21 protein-coding genes and 1 pseudogene are annotated in these 22,214 nt (G+C 70.1%); 11 read left to right on the forward strand and 11 right to left on the reverse strand.

Annotated features, from left to right (window positions below):
- Nucleotides 1–735: 735 nt before the first annotated feature.
- Nucleotides 736–915 (reverse strand): hypothetical protein, encoded by a 180-nt coding sequence (locus ACFYZZ_RS17640; protein WP_386573570.1) that lies wholly within the window; start codon nucleotides 913–915, stop codon nucleotides 736–738.
- Nucleotides 916–1,111: 196 nt separating this feature from the next.
- Nucleotides 1,112–2,101 carry a WD40 repeat domain-containing protein gene (locus ACFYZZ_RS17645; protein ID WP_389176484.1) on the reverse strand — a complete coding sequence of 330 codons (990 nt, stop codon included), beginning with the start codon at nucleotides 2,099–2,101 and terminating at the stop codon, nucleotides 1,112–1,114.
- A gap of 89 nt (nucleotides 2,102–2,190) precedes the next feature.
- Here ACFYZZ_RS17645 and ACFYZZ_RS17650 point away from each other — a divergent pair, with 89 nt between their 5' ends.
- The 4 genes and pseudogenes from ACFYZZ_RS17650 to ACFYZZ_RS17665 all read left to right on the forward strand — a co-directional run bounded on the left by ACFYZZ_RS17650 (nucleotide 2,191) and on the right by ACFYZZ_RS17665 (nucleotide 5,128).
- Nucleotides 2,191–2,874, forward strand: a complete 684-nt coding sequence (locus tag ACFYZZ_RS17650) for an SGNH/GDSL hydrolase family protein (RefSeq protein ID WP_389176486.1) — start codon at nucleotides 2,191–2,193, stop codon at nucleotides 2,872–2,874.
- An 88-nt stretch (nucleotides 2,875–2,962) separates the two neighbouring features.
- Entirely contained in the window at nucleotides 2,963–3,556 is a 594-nt protein-coding gene (locus ACFYZZ_RS17655) for a Uma2 family endonuclease (protein ID WP_389176488.1), read from the forward strand.
- Between the two features lie 132 nt (nucleotides 3,557–3,688).
- Nucleotides 3,689–4,039, forward strand: a pseudogene (locus ACFYZZ_RS17660) (hypothetical protein); the annotation flags it as partial.
- A gap of 96 nt (nucleotides 4,040–4,135) precedes the next feature.
- A complete protein-coding gene (locus ACFYZZ_RS17665) occupies nucleotides 4,136–5,128 on the forward strand; it encodes an aldo/keto reductase (protein WP_389176490.1) in 993 nt (330 codons plus the stop codon).
- Nucleotides 5,129–5,273: 145 nt separating this feature from the next.
- Here ACFYZZ_RS17665 and thpR read toward each other — a convergent pair whose 3' ends face one another.
- Entirely contained in the window at nucleotides 5,274–5,846 is a 573-nt protein-coding gene (gene thpR / locus ACFYZZ_RS17670) for an RNA 2',3'-cyclic phosphodiesterase (protein WP_389176492.1), read from the reverse strand.
- A 76-nt stretch (nucleotides 5,847–5,922) separates the two neighbouring features.
- Here thpR and ACFYZZ_RS17675 point away from each other — a divergent pair, with 76 nt between their 5' ends.
- A complete protein-coding gene (locus ACFYZZ_RS17675; protein WP_389176494.1) occupies nucleotides 5,923–6,459 on the forward strand; it encodes a GNAT family N-acetyltransferase in 537 nt (178 codons plus the stop codon).
- A gap of 25 nt (nucleotides 6,460–6,484) precedes the next feature.
- On the opposite strand, the gene ACFYZZ_RS17680 is transcribed toward ACFYZZ_RS17675, so the two are convergent.
- The gene (locus tag ACFYZZ_RS17680; RefSeq protein ID WP_389176496.1) at nucleotides 6,485–7,756 is read right to left on the reverse strand and encodes an MFS transporter; all 1,272 of its coding nucleotides are present in this window, start codon (nucleotides 7,754–7,756) and stop codon (nucleotides 6,485–6,487) included.
- Between the two features lie 123 nt (nucleotides 7,757–7,879).
- Nucleotides 7,880–8,317 carry a MarR family winged helix-turn-helix transcriptional regulator gene (locus tag ACFYZZ_RS17685; RefSeq protein ID WP_386573586.1) on the reverse strand — a complete coding sequence of 146 codons (438 nt, stop codon included), beginning with the start codon at nucleotides 8,315–8,317 and terminating at the stop codon, nucleotides 7,880–7,882.
- A 156-nt stretch (nucleotides 8,318–8,473) separates the two neighbouring features.
- Between ACFYZZ_RS17685 and ACFYZZ_RS17690 the strand changes: the two genes are divergently transcribed.
- Nucleotides 8,474–8,671 (forward strand): ribbon-helix-helix protein, CopG family, encoded by a 198-nt coding sequence (locus tag ACFYZZ_RS17690; protein ID WP_389176498.1) that lies wholly within the window; start codon nucleotides 8,474–8,476, stop codon nucleotides 8,669–8,671.
- Nucleotides 8,672–9,010: 339 nt separating this feature from the next.
- Nucleotides 9,011–10,306 (forward strand): RNA-guided endonuclease IscB, encoded by a 1,296-nt coding sequence (iscB, locus tag ACFYZZ_RS17695; protein ID WP_389176886.1) that lies wholly within the window; start codon nucleotides 9,011–9,013, stop codon nucleotides 10,304–10,306.
- Between the two features lie 141 nt (nucleotides 10,307–10,447).
- On the opposite strand, the gene ACFYZZ_RS17700 is transcribed toward iscB, so the two are convergent.
- Nucleotides 10,448–11,899, reverse strand: coding sequence for an NCS2 family permease (locus tag ACFYZZ_RS17700; RefSeq protein WP_389176500.1), 1,452 nt, complete (start codon nucleotides 11,897–11,899; stop codon nucleotides 10,448–10,450).
- Nucleotides 11,900–12,062: 163 nt separating this feature from the next.
- Here ACFYZZ_RS17700 and ACFYZZ_RS17705 point away from each other — a divergent pair, with 163 nt between their 5' ends.
- Both ACFYZZ_RS17705 and ACFYZZ_RS17710 read left to right on the forward strand, forming a co-directional pair.
- Complete coding sequence (locus ACFYZZ_RS17705; protein WP_389176502.1) at nucleotides 12,063–12,332, forward strand: DUF2530 domain-containing protein; 270 nt, start codon at nucleotides 12,063–12,065, stop codon at nucleotides 12,330–12,332.
- 127 nt (nucleotides 12,333–12,459) lie between these two features.
- On the forward strand, nucleotides 12,460–14,856 hold the full coding sequence (locus tag ACFYZZ_RS17710; protein WP_389176504.1) for an HAD-IC family P-type ATPase: 2,397 nt from the start codon (nucleotides 12,460–12,462) through the stop codon (nucleotides 14,854–14,856).
- 3 nt (nucleotides 14,857–14,859) lie between these two features.
- Here the strand turns inward: ACFYZZ_RS17710 and ACFYZZ_RS17715 are convergent, their stop codons facing one another.
- Entirely contained in the window at nucleotides 14,860–15,102 is a 243-nt protein-coding gene (locus tag ACFYZZ_RS17715) for an FG-GAP repeat protein (RefSeq protein WP_389176506.1), read from the reverse strand.
- 31 nt (nucleotides 15,103–15,133) lie between these two features.
- On the opposite strand from ACFYZZ_RS17715, the gene ACFYZZ_RS17720 reads away from it, so the two are divergent.
- Nucleotides 15,134–15,319, forward strand: coding sequence for a hypothetical protein (locus ACFYZZ_RS17720; RefSeq protein ID WP_389176508.1), 186 nt, complete (start codon nucleotides 15,134–15,136; stop codon nucleotides 15,317–15,319).
- Entirely contained in the window at nucleotides 15,307–15,687 is a 381-nt protein-coding gene (locus ACFYZZ_RS17725; RefSeq protein ID WP_389176510.1) for a DUF6086 family protein, read from the forward strand. The genes ACFYZZ_RS17720 and ACFYZZ_RS17725 overlap by 13 nt, the downstream gene beginning before the upstream one ends.
- Nucleotides 15,688–15,758: 71 nt before the next feature.
- On the opposite strand, the gene ACFYZZ_RS17730 is transcribed toward ACFYZZ_RS17725, so the two are convergent.
- The 4 genes from ACFYZZ_RS17730 to ACFYZZ_RS17745 form a co-directional block, all read right to left on the reverse strand.
- A complete protein-coding gene (locus ACFYZZ_RS17730) occupies nucleotides 15,759–16,538 on the reverse strand; it encodes a hypothetical protein (RefSeq protein ID WP_389176512.1) in 780 nt (259 codons plus the stop codon).
- 194 nt (nucleotides 16,539–16,732) lie between these two features.
- A complete protein-coding gene (locus ACFYZZ_RS17735) occupies nucleotides 16,733–17,620 on the reverse strand; it encodes a hypothetical protein (RefSeq protein WP_389176514.1) in 888 nt (295 codons plus the stop codon).
- A 112-nt stretch (nucleotides 17,621–17,732) separates the two neighbouring features.
- Entirely contained in the window at nucleotides 17,733–20,861 is a 3,129-nt protein-coding gene (locus tag ACFYZZ_RS17740) for a sacsin N-terminal ATP-binding-like domain-containing protein (RefSeq protein ID WP_389176516.1), read from the reverse strand.
- A 127-nt stretch (nucleotides 20,862–20,988) separates the two neighbouring features.
- A complete protein-coding gene (locus tag ACFYZZ_RS17745) occupies nucleotides 20,989–21,915 on the reverse strand; it encodes a DUF3027 domain-containing protein (RefSeq protein ID WP_389176518.1) in 927 nt (308 codons plus the stop codon).
- Between the last annotated feature and the right edge of the window lie 299 nt (nucleotides 21,916–22,214).

Here is a 22,214-nt window from a genome sequence, read left to right on the forward strand (position 1 = left end):
CGCAGACGCGCGCACGCCTCCTCCAGCTCCTCCTTGCGCATCCGGTGCCGTTCCAGGTCCGCCCGTAACGCGCCCCGCTCCTGCTGCTCCGCCGCCGCCAGCTGAAGGAGCTGGGACTCCAGCGCCCACAACTGCTGCTTCTGCCCCTTCGCGGCCTTCCTCAGCTCCCGGATCTCCAACTGCGCCTCCTCCTCGCGCAGAACGGCGTCCTCCAGCCGGTCGCTGGCCATCTGCTCCCGGTACCGGGCCGGGTCCTCGGCCAGCAACGCCTCTCGATGCAGCCGGTACATCAGGCCCTGCAGCGCCTCACTGACCTCCTTGCCTTGAGCCTTGCAGGCCGACTTCATCAACCCGTCGAGAAAGTGCTTGTCCGGGATTCGCTCACCGCTCAGATAGCGCGAGACCGTGGAGACGCCGATGTGGTGATAGACCGCGAACTGCCGCTGCGACTTCCCCGAGCCCTTCAGCAGGCGGCGCAACGCCTCGGCCAGCTCCCGCACTTCAGGACGCAGCTCTCCCGACAGCGGTTTGAAGCCCTCCGCGTCACCGAAGGCCGCATCGCCGAACGCCGCGTCATCGAAGGCCGCTTCATCGCGGTCATGGTCCCCCACCACCGTCTCCTCTCCCAGGATGCATCCGGGATCTATCTACCGGAAAACGACAGGCCACCTGGCCCACACGTCATGTCAACGACGACAACCGGTCTCGGTCAGTGCGTCCGAGCGGCCAATAGGCCTAATCGATGATGGAGTTGAAGAACGCGACGGCGGCCGCGAAGGCGGTCGCGCCCACCATCACCGACTTCGCTTCGCCGCCGGCGTCGGCACAGGCGGTCAGCACTCCCGCTCCCACGCCGACGAGAACACCCAGCAACAGAATCAGCGCCGAGCGCATGGTCAGCAGTGATCGGTTCACTTGAGCCCTCCTGGATACGGCGGCACTCCGTATCACGACGAACGAGAGCACCGGAGCCGGCGTACGGCCCTCTCAGTCTGCCGGGACGGGAGAGCGTTCCCGGCCGGGAACAGGGTGTTCCCATGCAGGTGGGAACACATGTCGAGGGGCGCCGTACAGGTCGGCGAAGGCACCGCCCCGCCACCCGGATGGCGGTTCAGCTCCTGCGCCGCAGCAACCGCAAACCGAACAGGGCGGCCGCACCCACGGCCACGACCACGGCGCCGACCTTGATGCTCCCGCTGTTGCCGGCACCGGTCCCGGCGGCGCCGTCGGAGGCGGAACTCCCACTGCCGGACGGCTCCTTGCTCGCCGCCCCGGCCGGCGCGTCCTGCGCCTCCACCGAACTGTCGGCCCCCTCGCTGCCGTACATCAGCCTGGTGCCGTCGGCGGAGTACGTGACGGACTCCCCCTGCCCCTGCAGAGGCACGTCGAGCCGCCCCGCCCGCTTGATCTTCCCGCCGTTCCAGTCGTAGTAGATGCCGCCGAAGTACCCCCGGACGGCGAGCTGTCGGCCGTTCGGCGAGAACGCGGCATCGGTGGCCCACAGGTCGACGGCGGCGACGGGCTTGAAGATGTTCGCGCCGGTGGTGGAGAGCTGCGCGGGCCCCTCGTAGAGGTGCCCGCCGTTCTCCTTCTTGTCGATGATGTAGACCCGCCCGGTCTTGGGATGCACGACCATCGACTCGGCGTTCCTCGCCCCGTCGGAGTACTTCACGACGTACTGCGTGGCCCGGACCGTCTGGTCCTTGAGCGCCTTCGGCTCGGGCAGCCGGTAGATCCAGACGTACGGCCACGTGCCGTCGAGGTTGTCACCGATGTCGCCGACGTAGATCTGGTTGTCCGGCCCGATGGAGATGGCCTCGACATCGCGCGGGGAGCCGATGCCGCGCAGGGTCAGCGTGGCGACGGTCTTCCCGGTCGCGCTGTCCACGGCGTAGATGTACGGCCCGTCGTCGCTGTCGTTGTGCGTCCAGTAGATGCCGGGGTGCAGGTGGGAGGCGGCCAGGCCGCTGGACTCGGCGATCCGGGGGTCCTTGATGGTGAACCCCTGATCACCGGCACTGTCACCGTCGGCGGCGGAGGCGGGCAGCGCGCAGGCACCCGCGAGCAGGACCCCGGCGAGCAGGGCGAACGGTCGGCGCATGACACCAAGCCTGCCATCCCCTCCGTGGGTTCAGGGGGCGTGGTGGGCCTCACACCCCACACGCTGCCGTGATCGTCCATTATGAGCGGATGCTTAGGTTCATGCCCGTGGGCGACTCCATGACGATCGGGAGCGCGGGCGAGCACACGTGGCGTTACCGGCTGTGGCGACACCTGTGCGAGTCGTACGGCGGACCGTTCACCTTCGTCGGCCCGCGCGAGGAGCTGTACGACAAGACGACCGAGGCACCGACGTCGTACGCGTACGCCGACCCCGGCTTCCCCCGCACCCACCTGGCCGGCTGGGGCGAGGGCTGGCTGCACATGGCTCCGCTGATCGGAGAGGCGGTACGGGAGCACCGGCCCGATGTGCTGCTGGTCTCCCTCGGCCTGATCGACCTGGGCTTCTACACGAACGCCGAGCAGACGGCGGAGAACGTACGGGCCTTCGTCGCGGGCGCCCGCGAAGCCCGCCCGCGCATCCGCATGGTCCTGCTGCCGGTGATCCCGAACATCCGCGCCCACGCGGACGCGCCCTTCGCCGAGCAGGTTGACCGGTTCAACGTCCTGCTCGCCAAGGCGGTCGCCGACCTGGACGAGCCCCGGTCGCCGATCCTGCTGGCCTCGCCGCCGGAGTCGTACGACATCCACACCGACACCTACGACGGGACGCATCCCAACGCGAGCGGGGAGCACCGGATCGCGGGGGCGTTCGCGGGGGCGATGTGGGAGGCGTGGGGAATCGGACAGGCGTACGCGGCCGGAACAGATTGACCTGATTCCGGCGTCTCCCAGTCACCGTGCGTATCGTTGAACCGCGCGGCTGCACTCGCCGATGGGGCAGCCGGGGAGGAGCGCCACGATGACCGTCCTTGAAGACAGGATCGAGATGGCCGACGCCGACGCCAACACCAAGCGTTTGGACGAGTGGTTCGAGCGCCTTGAGCGGATGCCCGTCCCCGAAGGATTCAGGGTCGAGATCGTCGGGGGCAACGTCCACATGACGCCGCAGCGGAACACGCATTGGCAGATCATTCGCCGGATCCTATGGGCCATCGAGGACAGGTTCGGGAGGGATGTCATGGTGTTCACGGACGTCCGGATCGACTTCCCGGGCCACGAGAACGGCTTCTGCCCGGACGTCGCCCTGCTCAAGGACTCGGCGAAGCCGGACGACGAAGGCCACTGGCGGTACCAGGACGTCAAGTTCGTCGCCGAGGTCATCTCCCAGGGCACGGCCGCCAACGACTACGGCCCGAAAAAGACCGCCTACGCGCTCGCCGAGGTCCCCCTCTACGTCATCGCCGACCCCTACCAGGGCCGATGCTTCGTCTACACCGACCCCAAGGACGGCGACTACGAGAACAGGACGCCGGTGGACTTCGGCACCGACATCGACCTGACCGGCACAGTGGTCGACCTCGTCCTCAAGACCGACGACTTCCCCCGCGACTGACACCCCGCCCTCACGCTCAGGGCCCACTTCCCCCACCTACCGCCCCGCCCCAGCGCCACACTCCCCGGCGCCCGGGCGGGGCGGCGTTCGTTCGGGGCGCACCCGCGGCTTCGGATGTGGCTGGAGTGACCGGCCGACATCCGGCTGACCTGCGTCGGCACCCGGCTGTTCGCCGCCCGGAAGACGGCCGAGCCCGGCCAGGTCGACGGACGCTACGGCGACACCGAACACGCCTGGCGGGCGGTACCGGTGCCCGCGCGGATCGGCAGGTCGGTGCACGAGTACCTGCGCGTCGCCGAACTGGCCTACGCCGCCTTCGACTTCGCCGAGGACGAGGACGGCGTCTGGTGGTTCCTGGAGTGCAACCAGGGCGGCCAGTTCGGCTTCGTGGAGCTGGAGACCGGGCAGCCGATCTCGGAGGCGGTCGCCCTGTGGCTGTCCCGGCGCGCCGGGGATCGCATTCCCGCGCAGCGCTCCGGGTGAGAGCCGCCTGCGGGGTGGCCCGTTCGCAGGACGGGACGGCCACCCCGCCCGGCAGCCCTTGCCTGGAGTGCACTCCAAGCCGTTGGCTAGGACACCATGAAGTACACGCAGCTAGGACGCACGGGACTAAAGGTCAGCCGACTCGTCCTCGGCACCATGAACTTCGGCCCGCAGACCGACGAAGCCGGCAGTCACGCGATCATGGACGCGGCGCTGGACGCGGGCATCAACTTCTTCGACACCGCCAACGTGTACGGCTGGGGCGAGAACAAGGGCCGTACCGAGGAGATCATCGGCAACTGGTTCGCCAAGGGCGGGGACCGGCGCGACAAGGTCGTGCTGGCCACCAAGGTGTACGGCAACATGGCCGCCGACGGCGACGCCTGGCCCAACCACGACAAGCTGTCCGCCCTCAACATCCGGCGGGCCGTGGACGCCAGCCTGAAGCGGCTGCAGACCGACCACATCGACGTCTACCAGTTCCACCACGTCGACCGCCGGACCCCCTTCGAGGAGATCTGGCAGGCGATCGACGTACTCGTGCAGCAGGGCAAAATCCTGTACGTCGGCTCCTCCAACTTCCCCGGCTACAAGATCGCCCAGGCCAACGAGATCGCCGCCCGGCGCGGCGGCACCATCGGGCTGGTCAGCGAGCAGTGCCTGTACAACCTCGCCGAGCGGCGCGCCGAGATGGAGGTCATCCCGGCGGCGCAGGAGTACGGCCTCGGGGTCATCCCGTGGTCGCCGCTGCACGGCGGTCTGCTCGGCGGTGTGATCAAGAAGGAGGTGCAGGGCGGACGCCGTGCCTCCGGCCGGGCCGCCGACTCGCTCGCCAACACCACCATCCGCGCGCAGATCCAGTCGTACGAGGACCTGCTCGACAAGCACGGTGTGGAGCCCGGCGAGGCCGCCCTGGCCTGGCTGCTCACCCGGCCCGGCGTGACCGGCCCGATCGTCGGCCCGCGCACGCCGCAGCAGCTGGAGTCGGCCCTGCGGGCCGTGGAGCTGGAGCTGAGCGAGGAACTGCTGGCGGGCCTGGACGAGGTCTTCCCGGGTCCGGGGCCGTCGCCGGAGGCCTTCGCCTGGTAGCCGTGGCCGTACGCCGCAGCGGCGGTACGGCGAAGCGGCGGCGGTCTACTTCCCGACCGCCGCCGACACGGCAACCACCACGAACATCAGCACAAGCACACCGGCCATGATCCGGTTCCGGGTTTTCGGGTCCACGTACCCGAGCCTAACCGGCCCCGCCGAGCGCCCAGTGGGCGACCGTCTCGTAGCGGGGCTGCTCCCCGGGCACCCCGGACTTCGGCAGGTTGCTGCGCACCAGGGCCAGCTCGGCCACGGTCCAGGTGCGGCTCGTGAAGGCGTGCAGGGCCTCGACGCACGGCCGTACGTTCACCGAGTACCGGCTGCGGGCCACCGTCAGATGGGCCAGATAGCGACGGTGCTCCCCCATCGGCACCCCGGACTTCACCGCCGCCGCCTCCGTACGGTCGGCCAGCAACCGCAGGGCCGGCAGGTCTCCGTCCGCGCCCACCCACAGCACCTGCCCGCGCCCGAACTGCCCGCCGCCCCGCAGGGCCAGCGGGAAGGGCGACGTACGGCGAGCCGCGCGGCCCAGGCGGGCCGACAGGTCCGGTACGAGGGCGTCGTCGACCTCGCCGTAGAAGGCGAGCGTGAAGTGCCAGCCAGGACGGTTGGTCCAGCGCAGACCCTCCGTGCCGGGCAGCCTCTTCAACGTCGCGACCTCGGTGGCAAGCTCACGGATGACGTCCTCCGGGGGCAGCACGGCGGCGAAGAGTCTCATGACGTCACCCTCCCAGGGAACGGATCACCGGGCCAGGCGACTGCCCCGACGCCCCCGGACGGGCATGATCAGGTGCATGGAGAAGAACGGGAAGATCAGCATCAGAGCAGGCAGGCCTGACGACATCCCCGTGATCCTCGGCATGTTCGACAGTGCCGTGGAGTGGCTGGTGGCCCAGGGCCGCACCCAGCAGTGGGGCACGACACCTTGGTCGAAGAACCCGAGGGCGGTGGCCATGATCACCCGGTACGTCACCGAGGGCGCCCCGTACATCGCCGAGTACGACGGTGTCCCGGCGGCCACGCTCACCCTCACCGACGCACCCGGCGAGTATCTGCGGCCCGCCGACGAGCCCGAGCGCTACATCCACACCTTCGCCTCGGACCGCCGCTTCAAGGGCCACGGCGTCGGTGCCGCCCTGCTCGCCCACGCGGCCGAGGAGACCCGCCGGGCCGGGGTCTCGCTGCTGCGGGTGGACTGCTACGCGGGCGACGACCGCAAGCTGGTCTCCTTCTACGAGCGCAACGGCTTCGTGCCGACCGAGTCCTTCAGCGTCACCATGCTCGGCGCGGACGACTGGCCGGGGCAGGTGCTGGCCCGGAGGGTCCTGTAGGGGACCCTCCGGAGGCGGGGAGCCCTCAGGCCGCCGTCGCCAGCTGTTCGCGCTCTCTCGGCACGAACCGCACCCGCGGGTGGCCGTGGTGCCAGCCCACGGCCACGCGCAGGCCGCCGATGCGGGCGAGGACCAGGCCGACGGTGGCGGCCGCGGCGGCGGAGATGACGCCGCCGAGGACGAAGCCGACGCGGGGGCCGTAGGTGTCGGTGATCCAGCCGACGACCGGCGCGCCCAGCGGCGTACCGCCCATGAACACCATCATGAACAGGGCCATCACCCGGCCGCGCATGGCTGGGTCGGTGCCCATCTGGACCGCGGTGTTCGCGGTGACGTTGACCGTCAGGCCGAAGACGCCTATCGGGACCATGAGCAGCGCGAAGAGCCAGTACGACGGGGCGAGCGCGGCCACGATCTCCAGCGTGCCGAAGGCCACCGCGGCGGCGATCAGGACGCGCAGCCGGGCCGTGCCGCGACGGGCCGCCAGCAGGGCGCCGCCCAGCGAGCCGACGGCCATCAGCGTGTTGAAGAGGCTGTAGGCGCCGGCGCCGGCGTGGAAGACGTCGTCGGCGTAGGCCGACAGCCACACCGGGAAGTTGAAGCCGAAGGTGCCGATGAAGCCGACGAGGACGATCGGCCAGATCAGCTCCGGGCGCTTCGCCACATAGCGCAGGCCCTCGCGCAGCTGGCCCTTGCTTTTCGGCGCCCGCTCGACCACGTGCAGCTCACGGGCGCGCATCAGCAGCAGACCGGCGATGGGCGCGACGAAGGACAGGCCGTTGAAGAGGAACGCCCAGCCGGTGCCCACACCGGTGATCATCAGGCCGGCGACGGCCGGGCCGACCAGCCGGGCGGACTGGAAGTTCGCGGAGTTCAGGCTGACCGCGTTCTGCAGCTGCTCGGGGCCGACCATCTCGGAGACGAAGGACTGCCGCGCCGGGTTGTCGAGCACCGTGGCGAGGCCGACGGCGAAGGCGGCGACGTAGACGTGCCAGACCTGGACGTGCCCGGTGAGGGTGAGCGCGGCGAGCGCGAGACCCGTGACGGCCATGGCGGTCTGGGTGACGAGCAGCGTGGGGCGCTTGGGGAGGCGGTCGACCAGGACACCGCCGTAGAGGCCGAACAGCAGCATCGGCAGGAACTGCAGGGCCGTGGTGATGCCGACGGCCGCGGAGGAACCGGTGAGGCCGAGCACGAGCCAGTCCTGGGCGATGCGCTGCATCCAGGTGCCCGTGTTGGAGACGACCTGGCCGATGAAGAAGAGGCGGTAGTTCCTGATCCTCAGCGAGCTGAACATCGAGGATCTGCGGGGGCCAGGGGTAGTAGGAGTGGTCGGTGCGGGGGCGGAAGGTGCTCCGGATCCCGAACTCAAAAGGGTTCGCCTCCTTTTTTGACTGCTCGTTCGCGGAGCGATACGTCCTTACAGATGTGCGAGCTTCTCCAGCACGGGGGCGGCGGCGCGCAGTTTGGCCCACTCGTCCTCGTCGAGGCCCTCGACCAGGCCGGCCAGGAACGCGTTGCGCTTGCGGCGGCTCTCCTCGAGCATCGCCTCGGCCTGCTCGGTCTGGCTGACGACCTTCTGGCGCCGGTCCTCGGGGTGCGGCTCCAGCCGGACCAGCCCCTTGGCTTCGAGCAGCGCGACGATGCGGGTCATCGACGGCGGCTGGACGTGCTCCTTGCGGGCCAGCTCGCCCGGCGTGGCCGAGCCGCAGCGGGCCAGGGTGCCGAGCACCGACATCTCGGTGGGGCTCAGCGACTCGTCGACCCGCTGGTGCTTGAGCCGACGGGACAGCCGCATCACGGCGGAGCGGAGAGCGTTCACGGCGGCAGCGTCGTCGCCATGGGTAAGGTCCGGCATGTTCTTTAGAGTAACTCATTACTCTCCCTAAAGACCACCGCAACACGCCCGAATACCCGTGACGCCCGCCACTGAACCCCGTCCGATCACTCATACGAGTGATCCGGTTCCGGAAAGTGACGCGAACGGCCGCCCGATGTGGCGACCCTCGTACGCATGGGGACCACTGTGCTCAGCCTGCGCATAGACGGGGAGCTGCTCGAAAGGCTCCGGCATCACGCGGCCAGAAGAGGAATGAGCGTGCAGGACTATGTGATCCGCACGCTCATCCGGGACGACTTCGACGAGCGGTTCCAGGCCGCCGTCGAGGAGACGGAGAAGTTCTACGGCGTCGCCCGGGATCCCGTTACGTAACGGGATCCCGGGCGTAAACGCCCGGGCTTTCAGCCATGTCGGCTGAGGGCCGCCGTTACCAGACCGAGCCATCACCATCCCCAGAGGAGGTGACCGACGATGGCTACCTTTCGCGTAGGACAGCAGACTCACCCATCTGTGCTTCACCAGCAGTTGGCTCTGAAATTCGAATCAGCAGACACCCTCCGGATCGAGGACGAAACGGGGCTCGAAGGCCGTACGGCATCCGGCGCGGAAGTTGGTCGAGGTGAGACCCCCGGCAGTTCACCTGCTGCCGGAGGCGTCACCCCGGACCGCCAGGTTCGGGCGAAGGGACGTGAGTCCCACCCATACGTGTTCGTGCTCGACAAGCACGGACACCCGCTACAGCCCACTACACCCGCACGGGCACGGAAGCTCCTCAAGAAGGAACGTGCTGTTGTCCACCGGCATACCCCGTTCGTCATACGCCTCAGGGACCGCACGGTCGCCGAGTCCGAGGTAGACGGCGTGGAGCTGGGCATCGACCCCGGCAGCAAGCACACCGGCATCGCCCTGTTCACCGTTTCGGCGGGGGAGCGGCGGGCAAGGTTCGCGCTCCAGGTTGACCACCGCGGGCAAAGCATTCGGAAGAGGATGGAGCAGCGGGCAACCTACCGGCGTGAACGCCGCTCCCGGAACCTGCGCTACCGGACACCGCGGTTCCGCAACCGCACCCGTCCCGAGGGCTGGCTCGCCCCCTCGCTACGGCACAGGATCGACACCGTCGTGTCGTGGACGTCCCGGCTAGCCCGCTGGGCACCGGTCCGCGCCGCGCATGTAGAGCGGGTCGCGTTCGACACCCACGCCATGAGCGCGGGCCGCCCACTGGAGGCCGCCGAGTACCAGAACGGCACCCTCCACGGCTACGAGGTCCGTGAATACCTGCTCGCCAAGTGGGGCCGGGCCTGTGCCTACTGCGGCAAGCAGGGCGTGCCGCTCAACATCGACCACATCCAGCCCCGCTCGCGCGGCGGATCCGACCGGGTGTCCAACCTGGCGATCGCCTGCATTTCCTGCAACCAGAGCAAGGGAAACCAACCGATCGAGGACTTCCTCAAAGGCAAGGCGAAACTCCTGGCAAGGATCAAGGCTCAGGCCAAAGCCCCGCTCAAGGACGCCGCCGCCGTGCAGTCCACACGGCAGGCTCTACAGGAGGCACTCGATGCGGTGCTGCCCACCCACACCGCCTCGGGCGGTCGCACCAAGTGGAACCGCAGCTGCGGCCTGCCCAAAACCCACACCCTGGATGCCCTCGCCGTAGGCAAGGTCGACTCGATCACCGAGACCGTTACCACGGTCCTGATGGCCGGGTGCACGGGGCGGGGCGTGCACCAGCGCACCAGCCCGGACAAGCACGGCTTCCCACGCCGCACCGCCCCCCGCATCAAGCGTGTCTACGGCTTCGCCACCGGCGACCTCGTGACCGCCACGGTTCCCACCGGAAAGTACGCAGGCACTCACACCGGTCGCGTCATGGTCCGCACCACCGGCAAGTTCGACATCCGCACCCGGCATGGTCTCGCAGCCGCTATCAAGCACACCTATGTACGGCTCACCCAGCGCGGTGACGGCTACGCCTACACCACCCGTCCAGAAGGGAGCACTCCGAAGTGACGCTGCGGCGCTCCCCGCCGCGAGACCAGGGAGGGCATTCCGCCCAGGCGTGGACGCCTGGGCAGGAACCCCAGACGTAGATGCCTGCGATTCCTGCCCAGCAATCACTAACGCCCGTGCGTCAGGCGAGACCCAGGCGCGTCAGGTCAGGCCCAGGGCCGGCATCAGGTAGTAGAAGAGGAACACGGCCGAGACGACGTACATCGGCACCGGGATGTCCTTCGCGCGTCCGGCCACCAGGCGCAGCACCACGAAGCTGATGAAGCCCATGCCGATGCCGTTGGTGATCGAGTAGGTGAACGGCATCATCAGCATGGTCACGAAGGCCGGGATCGCGATCGTGTAGTCGGCCCAGTCGATCTCCTTGACGGAGTTCGACAGGATCAGGAAGCCCACCGCGATCAGCGCCGGCGTGGCCGCCTGGGCCGGGACCATGGTGGCGACCGGGGTGAGGAACAGGGCCGCCGCGAAGAGGCCGCCCGTGACGACGTTCGCGAGACCCGTGCGCGCACCCTCGCCGACACCCGCCGTGGACTCCACGAAGGCGGTGGTGGCCGAGGAGGAGCTGGCGCCACCGGCGGAGACCGCGAGGCCGTCGATGAAGAGGACCTTGTTGATGCCCGGCATGTAGCCCTGGGCGTCGGTCAGCTTGGCCTCGTCGCTGACGCCCATGATCGTGCCCATGGCGTCGAAGAAGGACGACAGCAGGACCGTGAAGACGAAGAGGGTCCCGGTCAGCACGCCGACCTTGGAGAAGCCGCCGAACAGGCTGAACTGGCCGATCAGGCCGAAGTCGGGGGTGGACACCGGGTTGCCCGGCCACTTCGGGACCGTCAGACCCCAGGTCGTCACATGGGCGACCGAGTTGATGATCAGCGCGAGGACGGTCATGCCGACGATGGAGATCAGGATCGCGCCCGGCACCTTGCGCACGATGAGGGCGAAGGTGAGCAGCGCACCCAGGATGAAGACCAGCACCGGCCAGCCGTTGAGGTGGCCGTTGCTGCCGAGCTGGAGCGGCACGGTGGTCTGGGCGGCGTCCGGGATACGGCTGACGAAGCCGGCGTCGACCAGGCCGATCAGCATGATGAACAGGCCGATACCGATGGAGATCGCCTTGCGCAGGCCGAACGGCACCGCGTTCATCACGCGCTCGCGCAGACCCGTGGCGACCAGCAGCATGACCACGAAACCGGCCAGCACGACCATGCCCATGGCATCCGGCCAGGACATCCGCGGCGCCAGCTGGAGCGCGACGACCGAGTTCACGCCGAGACCGGCGGCGAGCGCGATCGGGACGTTGCCGATGACACCCATGAGGAGGGTGGAGAACGCCGCCGTGAGGGCCGTTGCCGTGACCAGCTGGCCGTTGTTCAGGTGGTGCCCGTACATGTCCTTCGCGCTGCCGAGGATGATCGGGTTCAGCACGATGATGTACGCCATCGCGAAGAAGGTGGCGAGACCGCCGCGGATCTCGCGGGCGACGGAGCTGCCGCGCTCGGAGATGCGGAAGTAGCGGTCGAGGGCGCCGAAGGCGGGGGTGCCACCCGGCTGTTCGGGGGCGGGGACCTTGGCGGGTGCCGAGGTGGACATGCGGGACCTCATCACCTACGGGGTTCCCCCGAGCCCCGTTGGAGTTTCATACGAGCAGAAATGGACCAAAGTCAAACGGTTTCAGTATGAACGTATGAGTCTCACATCGCCATCTCCGCGCGTAGACAGCTCAGCCTCGGAATCGCCTCGTAAGCTGTGCCCCATGACCAAGTGGACCCCCAAGCACGAGGCGCCGGAGCCCCTGGAGGGCCCCGTGGTCGCCACCATCACCGGCGGCACGATCGTGTGGTTCGTCCTCTTCCTGGTCCAGCTCCCCTTCTACGGCTGGTTCGCCGACCACGACCACACCTGGTGGCTGTGGACCTGCCTGACCGGCGGCGGGCTGGGCCTGATCGGCATCTGGTACGTCCGCAGGCGCGACGCGGCCATCAAGCGGGACGCGGCGCTGAAGTCGGCGGCCGCGGCGGAGTAGCCGGCGGCCGTGGCGGAGTAGCCGGCGGCCCGGCTCTACGACCTGCGCACGACTCGGGTCCTCCCCAGGTCGGAACTTCCCCCCACTCGGCAGGTGAAGGCGCAAAAGCGCACGTAACGTCGAATGCATGACCCATACCGACGCGGGCGCCGAACTCGACCCCGTGCACCCGGTGTCCCCGCCGGGCGCACCCTCGGCCGGTCTGACCGGCGCCCAGGTCGCGGAGCGCGTCGCGCGCGGGCAGGTCAACGACGTGCCGGTGCGCAGCAGCCGCTCCCTGGGCGAGATCGTCCGGGCGAACGTCTTCACCCGGTTCAACGCGATCATCGGCGCGCTGTGGCTGATCATGCTCTTCGTCGCGCCGATCCAGGACAGCCTCTTCGGCTTCGTCATCCTCGCCAACACCGGGATCGGCATCGTCCAGGAGTGGCGGGCCAAGCAGACCCTGGACTCGCTCGCCGTGATCGGCGAGGCCCGGCCGACCGTGCGCCGCGACGGGACCGCCGTCGAAGTGGCCACGAACGAGATCGTCCTGGACGACCTCATGGAGATAGGTCCGGGCGACAAGATCGTCGTGGACGGGGTGTGCGCGGAGACCGACGGTCTCGAGATCGACGAGTCGCTGCTCACCGGTGAGGCCGACCCGGTCGTCAAACACCCCGGCGACCGGGTGATGTCCGGCAGTTTCGTGGTCGCGGGCGGCGGCGCCTTCACGGCGACCAAGGTGGGCCGGGAGGCGTACGCGGCCCAGCTCGCCGAGGAGGCCTCCCGCTTCACCCTCGTCCACTCCGAGCTGCGCTCCGGCATCTCCACGATCCTCAAGTACGTGACGTGGATGATGATCCCGGCCGCGATCGGGCTCGTCGTCACCCAGCTGGTCGTCAAGAACAACGACCTGAAGGACGCGGTCGCCCGCACGGTCGGCGGCATCGTCCCGATGGTCCCGGAGGGGCTGGTGCTGCTCACCTCCGTGGCCTTCGCCATCGGGGTCATCCGGCTCGGCCGGAAACAGTGCCTGGTGCAGGAGCTGCCCGCCATCGAGGGCCTCGCCCGCGTCGACACCGTCTGCCTGGACAAGACCGGCACCCTCACCGAGGGCGGCATGGACGTCACCGAGCTGAGGACCCTCGACGGCTACGACGAGACGTACGTACGCAAGGTCCTCGGTGCCCTCGGCGAGTCCGACCCGCGCCCCAACGCCTCCCTCCAGGCGATCATCGACGCCTGCCCGGACAGCGAGGAGTGGCGCTGCATCGAGTCGCTCCCGTTCTCCTCCGCCCGCAAGTACAGCGGCGCCGCCTTCAGCGAGGGCGACGGCGAGGCCAGTACCTGGCTGCTGGGCGCCCCTGACGTGCTGCTCGCCCCGGGCGACCCGGCCCTAGTCGAGACCGAGCGCCTCAACGAGCAGGGCCTGCGGATCCTGCTGCTCGCCCGCGCCACCCGCGACCTGGACGACCCCGAGCCGGCCCGGGGCGCCCGGCCCACCGCCCTCGTGGTGCTGGAGCAGCGGCTGCGGCCCGACGCCGCCGACACCCTGCGCTACTTCGCGGAACAGAAGGTCCGCGCCAAGGTCATCTCCGGCGACAACGCGGTGTCGGTCGGCGCGGTCGCCGCCAAGCTGGGCCTGTCCGGGTCGGCGGTGGACGCCCGCCGGATGCCGGCCGACCCGCAGGGCATGGCCCGGGCGCTGGACGAGGGCACCGTGTTCGGCCGGGTCACCCCGCAGCAGAAGCGGGACATGGTCGGCGCGCTCCAGTCGCACGGGCACACGGTCGCAATGACTGGCGACGGCGTGAACGACGTGCTCGCGCTCAAGGACGCCGACATCGGCGTCTCCATGGGCTCGGGTTCGGAGGCGACCCGGGCGGTCGCGCAGATCGTCCTGCTGAACAACAGCTTCTCGACGCTGCCGTCGGTGGTCGCCGAGGGCCGCCGCGTCATCGGCAACATCACGCGGGTGGCGACCCTGTTCCTGGTCAAGACGGTCTACTCGGTGCTGCTCGCGGTGCTGGTGGTGTGCTGGCAGGTGGAGTACCCCTTCCTGCCCCGCCACCTGACCCTGCTCTCCACCCTCACCATCGGCATCCCGGCCTTCTTCCTGGCCCTGGCCCCCAACAAGGAACGGGCCCGCCCCCACTTCGTCCGCATGGTCATGCGCTACTCGATCCCGGGCGGGGTGCTGGCCGGAGCGGCGACCTTCGTGACGTATCTGATCGCCCGCCACTACTACACCGGCCCGGGCGCCCTGGACGCGGAGACCAGCGCGGCGACCCTGACCCTGTTCCTGATCTCCATGTGGGTCCTGGCGATCATCGCCCGCCCCTACACCTGGTGGCGTGTCGCCCTGGTGGCGTCGATGGGTGTGGCGTTCGTCTTCGTCCTCGCCGTGCCCGCGCTTCAGCACTTCTTCGCGCTGAAGCTGGTGGGCGTGGCGATGCCGTGGACGGCTGTCGCGGTGGCGGTGGTGGCGGCGGCCGCCCTGGAACTCCTGTGGAAGTGGGTCGACCGCCGCTTTCCCGTGTGAGCGTCAGACCGTGGGCCACATGTTCTTGCCAGGGGCCAGCTGGCCCTTGCCGGCGAACCAGCTCCGCTGGCCGTTGACCTCCATGTACGCGATGTCCTCCTTGCCGTCGCCGTTGAAGTCGCCGGCCAGCAGGGGACGGAAGCTCGTCCAGTCCTTGCAATCCTTTCCGGTGTCCGAGGCGTGGTGCGCACGGCAGCGGTGGCCAAGGCTGGCCTCGGAAAGGGGTGCCTCGTAGGGCAAAAACAACTACTAAGGTCTACGACCCGGCACGGTTAACTTGATCACCGACATCGACCACTTCGACGACGACGTCCTCTGGGAGCTGAAGGTTACGTTCTACGCGGACGACGAGTGGATCCTCAAGAACATCGACCCACGGTTCGGGGCGGCGGTCGAAGCCCGCGTGCAGCATCTGCGGGAGAAGTACCCCAACGAGGACATCAGGATCAGGTGGGACCACTGAGCTACGAATTCGAGACGCCCGACCACACCAAGACCCTCTGGGATCCTGCGCTCCGCGTGGGAAAGGTGTACGTGTGCGTCGCCCAGGGCGTCGGCGAACACCTGGACCTGCCCACGGGCCTGACGCCCAACGCGCGCGGCGGGGCCTACGTGGACCTGGGGACGTTCCAGCAGTTCACCCAGGGCATGTACAACGCCTACTGCTCCACCGGGCACTTCATCCTGCGCGATCTGCTGCGAGGGCTGCTGCTCTCCTCGATCGTGATGCTGGAGAACGGCGGCCGCACGATCGTCCGCGACCCGGAGTGTGAGGCGGGGCTGCTTGCCGAGCGCGACGCCTACGTGCGCGGCATGTGGGTGGAGGACTGACCGCACGGTCGGGAAAAGGCGGCCGCGCCACCGGTACGACACCGGTGGCGCGGCCGCTCTTTTGGCAAGTACTACTGCACGTCGACGTAGTCGCCCGTGGCGCTGACGCCCGACGTGGTCGAGACGCCCGCGAAGCTGTAGCGGTAGTAGCCGTCGGAGCCGGCCGTGACCGTGGTCTTCAGGGCGCCCGTGGAGGACGAGGTGATGGTCTTGAGGGTGGTGTAGGTGGTGGTGCCCGCCTTGCGGAACTGGAGCTTGACCGGCTGGCCGCCGAAGCCAGCGTACGTGCCGGTCTCCCAGTTGGCGCGGGTCAGCTTGCCGGTGACGGTGAGGGTCGCGCCCTTCTTGACCGGCTCCGGGGTGGCGTCGGCGGTGAGCTTGGCGGCGCGGCGGACCGGGATGGTGCCCAGGTCGCTCTGCCACTTCATGGCGTGGGTCGTCCTGTCGACGGCGACCCCGCCCTCCTTCCAGGTGCCGGCGTCCGAGTTGTACAGCTCGGCGGCGGGGAGGGTGATCGTGGCCGAGCAGTTCAGGGTGGTCGAGGAGACCTTGGTGCAGGTGCCCGGCTCGTCGCTGATGACCTCCGCGTCGGCGCTCTGCGCCGAGGTGCCGCGGTAGAGCACCGGGCCGGAGTCGATGTTGCTGACGGAGACGGTGGAGGGGTGCGTCAGGGTGTAGGTCGCCTTGACCTGGACCGTGGACGTCGCGCCGATGGTGATGGCCTTGCCGCTGTTGACCTTCATGTTGGAGAAGGTGACGTTCGGCGCCGTGGCGGCGTGAGCGGCAGGGACGGCGAAGGCGGAGAGGGCCAGGGCGCCGGAGACGGCGGCCACGGTGGCACGTATGCGCATGTGCGTTCCCCTGGGGGAGAAGTGATCGTGGAGTCGGTTGACTCGCGCGATCAGATCCGTGAGGGGTGCAACTGGTTGTACGTCAAGAGCGGCTACCGGCCAGATTTTGGCCTCGCATTGCCAGCCCATGACGCAAGTGAGAAGAAGCGTTCCGGCTCCGGAAACGGCAGGTGTCCGGAGCCGGAACTCGGCGCCTACTGCACGTCGACGAAGTCACCCGTGGCGTTGACCGCCGGGGTGGTCGAGGTGCCCGCGAAGGCGAAGCGGTAGTAGCCGTCGACCGACGCGGTGGTCGTCGTCTTCAGGTCGCCCGTGGAGTTGGACTTGATGGTCTTCAGCGTGGTGTAGGTGCTGGAGCCCTTCTTGCGGAACTGCAGCTTCACCGACTGGTCCGTGTAGCCGGCGTACTTGCGCGTCTCCCAGTTGGCACGGGACAGCTTGCCCGTGACCGTGAGGGTCCGGCCCTTCTTCACCGGCTCGGGCGCGGCGTTGACCGTCAGCCTGGAGTTCCGCTGGACGAGGGTGGTGGCGAGGTCGGACTGGGTGGAGCTCTTCCCGGCCTTGACGTCCAGGGCGACCGCGGCGGCGTGCCAGGTACCGGCCTGCCAGTTGCGCAGCCTGAACTCCGGGTCGACCTCGGTCGGGTCGATGTCGATCGCACCCTTGCAGGTGGCGGTGGTCGCCGAGGTCGCGACGCAGGTCGCCGGCTCGTCGCCGCTCTGGCCGGCGGACGGGTCGTCGAAGTCACCGCGGTAGATGCCCGCGAAGCTGAGGAACGAGTCCGCGTCGACGTCGACGTCGGCCCCGTAGGTCAGCTGGTAGCTGACGACGGCGGAGACAGGGGCGGTCGTACCGACCTTGATCACCTTGGCGATCTTGAAGTCGGAGAAGGAGACGCCCAGGTCACCCTCCGGCGCGGGGGTGGCGCTGATGGCGGCTTCGCCGGACGTGTGCTGCGCGAAGACCTTCGCGATCTCGGAGCGGTACGACGAGCCGCCGTCGGCGGCGTGCGCGGCCGGAACGGCGAGGGCGGACAGGGCCAGAGCGCCGCTCACGACGGCGACAGAGGCACGAATGGGCATGTGTTGTCCCCACGTTGGTTGTCTGTGGAGTCACGCGACTCCACAGACATGACGTGGGAGAGAAGTGAAAGGTTGTACTACTGTTAAGGAATTGGTGTGAGAGTTGCGGAGGTCAGTCGAACCACCGGTCCCGCGCCAGCTCCTCCGTCCGCGACGGGTCCTCCAGCAGGGCCGCCACCTCGAAGCGGCGCGGCCACTGGCCCGCCGCCCAGGCGAGGCCCGCGGCGACGCCCTCCAGGGTGGCTGCGTGCAGGACGCCGTCACCGGTCACCCGCCAGTCGATCTCCACGCCGTCCACGACCAGTTCCTCGTGCTCGACGTAGGTACTGGGCGTGCGCGGCCCGAGCAGTACCCGCACCGGGTCCGGTACGTCGTGCTCGGTGCCTTCGGAGGTCACCTCGCCGGTGACGGACTCGCTCAGCCGCCGCACCTGGAACAGCTCGGCCAGCTCGGCCGCCCGGGACGGACGCACCGGCAGCAGCGGGACACCGGAGGTGAAGGGCAGCAGGTCGGGTGAGTCGACCACGACCGCGTCGGCCGCGTCCACCACCGTCACCCGCCCGTCGGTCACGGCCCGTAGCTCGTCCGGCAGGGTCACCTGCTCCGGATCCAGCTCGGCCAACGCACCGTACAGGCCGTGCAGTTGGGCTGCGGTGACCGGTCGCTCCGGGTCGGCGAGGCGGTCCAGCAGTTCGGCGGCGCCGCCGGGCTCCTCCAGCAGGGCGGCCACGGAGGTCCGCACGCCCAGCGCACGCAGCACCTGCTCGTCGTCGAAGCCGGTCGCGTCGGCCTCGTCGTACAGGCCGCGCAGCAGCGGGTCCCCGCCGGCCGCGAGCAGACCGGCGGGCCGGCGCCCGTCGAGGACCGGGTGCCCGCGCAGCCACCATGCCGCGTAGGGGCGTACGACCTCGTGGGTGCCGTCGGGCAGCAGGATCCGCACCGGCTGCGTGAGGGCGTCACGCAGCGGCGGCCGGGCGAGCAGGGAGAGGGCCTCGGGCCAGTGGTCGTCGTCGACCAGGTCGAGGTCCCGTACGGCGACGAGTTCGGTGGCAACCGGGGGCACCGGGCTGTCGGGGAAGCGGTCGAGGATGTCCTCGCACCACACATCGACGGCGTCCAGCAGGCCCGCGTCGTCCGGCTCGGCGAAGTCGCTCTCCCGGGGCTCCAGTTCGTCCGGGTCGAGGACCACGTCCGTGGCGCGCACCAGCGCGAAGTCCGCGAGGACACCGCAGGCGGTGAGGGGCTGTTCGCCCCACTTCGCGGCCAACTCGGCGTCCACGGCGGCCAGTTCGTCCTCGCGGATCACGCGGGCGAAGGGGCTGCCGGGGAAGACGAGTTCGCCCGCCGGGGCGAGTTCGCCGTCCTCGTCGGGCAGCGCGAGGGCACCCAGCCAGGGCTCGTCACCGGGCTCCAGACCCGCGTCGCGCACCAGGGCGAGGACGGTGTCGGCCAGCTCCTCGGTGTCGGGAGCGTCCTCCTCCCACAGCGCCCCGCCCTCGTCGTCCAGGGAGTTCGCCACGGCGGCCCGCACCTGCGGAGTGGTCAGCACCGCGCGCGGGGACGCGGGCAGCGCGCCCAGCTTCTCCAGCAGCGGATGCGCGGCGTCCTCGTGGGCGACCTTGAGCCCCAGCCGGCCGAGGATGTCCGGGTCGAGGCGCGCGGCGTCCGGGGCGGGGAGCAGGACCTGCCGGGGGCCGATGGTCGTACGGCCGTCCGCGAGGGGCACCGGAAGTCCCGAGAGCCGGTCGGGGTCGACCCCGGCGAGGCTGTCGTAGAGCCGCCACCACCAGTCGGGGTCCTTCTCCAGACCGGCGAGCCGGTCGATGGCGTCGGCGAGCGGAAGCCGGGCGACCCCGAGGGTACGCAGCTCGACGCGGCGCTCCAGGCCCGCGGGAAGGAGTGTCGGCAGCACCTCCGCGAGGACCCGTACGGTGTCCGCCCCGGCGCCCTCCACCACCTCGGCGTCCCGCGGCCGCAGCGCCTCCGGAAGCTCGTCGTCACTCCTGGAGTCGACGGCCGGCGGCAGGAACGCGGTGCGCGGCAGCCGCTCCAGGACCGCCTGCCGCAGCGCGCCGTCCAGCTCGCCCTTGCCCAGCGGTCCGGGTACGAGGTCGATCACGCCCTCCGTCACCGGCCGCCACTCGGCGAGCAGTTCGGCGTAGGAGTCCGCCGCCCGCTGCACCAGGAAGTCGGTCAGCGGGCCGGGAGCCGCGTGCCGGCGGGTGGTGTCCAGCGGGAAGGAGGCGATGAGCAGGGCGGGGACGCCGAGGGGCTCGTCGCTGGGGGTGGGGGCGTGCACGACCGGGGTGGTGCGCGGCCGGACCGGGCGGCCGTCGGCGTCCGTCGGCACGGCCCAGGTCAGCGACCAGTGCGGGCGCAGGCGCTCCTCCACCGGGCGGTCGGCGAGCAGATCCGGGGTGAGCGGCCCGTGCGCGGAGACGGTACGCCAGGTGGTGGTCCCCTCCCGCGAGTCCTCCACGACGGTGACGGCGCCCTCGGTACGGCGGCGCAGGGTGCGCGGGGCACTCCCGTCGACCTCCACCACCACTTCCTCCAGCCCGGGCAGGGCGAGGAGCAGGGCGTCGTCGACGGCACCGAGGAGGCGTTCGGCGAGGTCGGCGGCGGCGGTGTCCCGCAGGGGCAGGATGACGGCGGTGTCGTACGGCTCCGGGGCGGAGCCCTCGGCGGCGAACGGGAGGCGGAGGAGCGGGACATGTCCGTCGCGGCGGCGGACCTCGTCACCGAGGCCGGGGCTGTGCCGGGCCGTGTCGGCGGCCAGCTCGCGAGCCTCGGCCAGGGCCCAGCGGACGCCGCCGTGCCGGCCGACGATCGCGGGCTCGTCGGTGACGGAGAGCACGGCGGCGAAGCCGACACCGAACCGGCCGACGGCGCCGTGGGTGTCCTGCGCGTCGCGCTTGGCGGAGGCCCGCAGGGTGGACAGCGACTCGACACCGGTCGCGTCCAGGGGGGCGCCGGTGTTCGCCGCGACCAGGACGCCGTCGCGGAGGGTGAGGCGCAGCCGGCCCGGTGTCCGCGCGCGGGCGGCGGCGTCGGCGGCGTTCTGGGCCAGCTCCACCACGAGCCGGTCCCGGTAGCCGCCGAGGACCAGGTCCTCCTCGGCGTTGGCGTCCTCACGGAACCGGGCGGGGCTGGTGGCCCAGGCGTCGAGCACACCGCGGCGCAGACGGGCGGTGCCGAAGGGGTCGGCGCCCTCGGCCGCCGGCCGCACGAACTTGCTCACGTTCACTCTCCTCGTCGACGTGAGGACGAAGGTACAGCGAGTGCGGCAGGGAGACCGAAGGCGCAGGTCAGGCCCCGGAGACGGACGAAAACGGGCGCCAGGGCCGCTCGGGCCGGGTCCTGCCGGCCTACGAGTGGCCGAGTTCCGCCGTCTCCGCGTCGCCCGCCTCCGGGACCGAGCCCGAGTCGCGGGCCGGGCGGAGCGGGAAGACGTCGACCTTCATCTCGTCGATCACCGGAGCGGGGGGCTGGGGCGCCTTCGGCATGACCGCGGCCTCCGAGTGGCCGCCGCAGCCGTACGCCAGCGAGACCACACGGCCGTCGGCCGGGGAGAACTCGTTGGCGCAGACGCCGAAGGCCTGGCCCAGGGAGCCGCCGATCGGGCTGAGGAAGCCACAGGTCAGACAGGTCGCCGGGGCCGCCTGGGCCATCGGGGTCTTGGGTCCGAAGCCCTCCTCCCAGCGGTCGGCCGCGATGTGCAGGCCGTAGCGGGACAGGACACGGGCGCGGCGCAGGCCCAGCTCCTCGGCCACCGCGGCGATCGAGCCGCGGGTGGGAGTCGTGGGCTGGGTGGCGGGGGTGCCTGGCGTGAGGGCGGCGTCCTCGGCGTCCGCCAGTTCCGCCATCTCGTGGGACACCACGGAGTTCGGCGGGGGCTGCTCCTCGCCCGTGTAGCCGGGCTCCAGGCGGAGGTCCTCCTGGTCGGTCGGGAGCAGGTCGCCGGGGCCGAGGTCGCCCGGGCGCAGACGTTCGCTCCACGGGACCCACTCGGGGGCGAGCAGGGCGTCGGGGCCGGGGAGGAGGACCACCTCGTCCAGGGTCACGATCTTCGCGCGGGAGGCACGGGCCACCGTCGCCGCCCAGCGCCAGCCTCGGTAGCCCAGTTCCTTGCACTCGAAGAAGTGCGTGACGACCCGGTCACCCTCCGACACCAGGCCGACGTGCTCACCGACAACTCCGGGCGCGGCTGCCTCCTCGGCGGCGGCGCGGGCGAGGTCCACGGCCTCCGCGCACAGACGGTCGGGGGTGCGGCTTCGCGTTGTCGCTGCGCTCACAGGTATCGCTTCTCTCCTACGCCGTCTGCAATGAGTGCGGCTGCCTCCGGCGGTCAGGCGGACGGAGCGGACCGGGGGACCGCATCGACGTCTGCATCCGACGCGCACTCGGGCGCACCTCTGCCATCCATTCTGCGTTATGGCTGAGATACGCACGCTACCCCGTCGTCGGTGGTCGGGGACAGTCCGCCGCTTCGCGGCGATGTTTCCCACCCACCCACCCGTCTCACTCGGCTGCGAAGTGGCCCACCACTTTCCGCATCGGCCGGCTGCGAAGTCGCCCCCGCGTTCCGCCTCGG

This window comes from Streptomyces sp. NPDC001816 (assembly GCF_042892235.1).
In the GTDB taxonomy this organism is placed as follows: Bacteria; Actinomycetota; Actinomycetes; order Streptomycetales; family Streptomycetaceae; genus Streptomyces.

Excerpts from the sequence above, each read along its gene's own strand:
- ACFYZZ_RS17645 (WP_389176484.1), bottom strand. The coding sequence starts at position 2,101 with ATGCGCCGACCGTTCGCCCTGCTCGCCGGGGTCCTGCTCGCGGGTGCC.
- ACFYZZ_RS17650 (WP_389176486.1), top strand. The coding sequence starts at position 2,191 with ATGCTTAGGTTCATGCCCGTGGGCGACTCCATGACGATCGGGAGCGCG.
- ACFYZZ_RS17655 (WP_389176488.1), top strand. The coding sequence starts at position 2,963 with ATGACCGTCCTTGAAGACAGGATCGAGATGGCCGACGCCGACGCCAAC.
- ACFYZZ_RS17665 (WP_389176490.1), top strand. The coding sequence starts at position 4,136 with ATGAAGTACACGCAGCTAGGACGCACGGGACTAAAGGTCAGCCGACTC.
- thpR (WP_389176492.1), bottom strand. The coding sequence starts at position 5,846 with ATGAGACTCTTCGCCGCCGTGCTGCCCCCGGAGGACGTCATCCGTGAG.
- ACFYZZ_RS17675 (WP_389176494.1), top strand. The coding sequence starts at position 5,923 with ATGGAGAAGAACGGGAAGATCAGCATCAGAGCAGGCAGGCCTGACGAC.
- ACFYZZ_RS17680 (WP_389176496.1), bottom strand. The coding sequence starts at position 7,756 with ATGTTCAGCTCGCTGAGGATCAGGAACTACCGCCTCTTCTTCATCGGC.
- ACFYZZ_RS17685 (WP_386573586.1), bottom strand. The coding sequence starts at position 8,317 with ATGCCGGACCTTACCCATGGCGACGACGCTGCCGCCGTGAACGCTCTC.
- ACFYZZ_RS17690 (WP_389176498.1), top strand. The coding sequence starts at position 8,474 with ATGGGGACCACTGTGCTCAGCCTGCGCATAGACGGGGAGCTGCTCGAA.
- ACFYZZ_RS17700 (WP_389176500.1), bottom strand. The coding sequence starts at position 11,899 with ATGTCCACCTCGGCACCCGCCAAGGTCCCCGCCCCCGAACAGCCGGGT.
- ACFYZZ_RS17705 (WP_389176502.1), top strand. The coding sequence starts at position 12,063 with ATGACCAAGTGGACCCCCAAGCACGAGGCGCCGGAGCCCCTGGAGGGC.
- ACFYZZ_RS17710 (WP_389176504.1), top strand. The coding sequence starts at position 12,460 with ATGACCCATACCGACGCGGGCGCCGAACTCGACCCCGTGCACCCGGTG.
- ACFYZZ_RS17730 (WP_389176512.1), bottom strand. The coding sequence starts at position 16,538 with ATGCGCATACGTGCCACCGTGGCCGCCGTCTCCGGCGCCCTGGCCCTC.
- ACFYZZ_RS17735 (WP_389176514.1), bottom strand. The coding sequence starts at position 17,620 with ATGCCCATTCGTGCCTCTGTCGCCGTCGTGAGCGGCGCTCTGGCCCTG.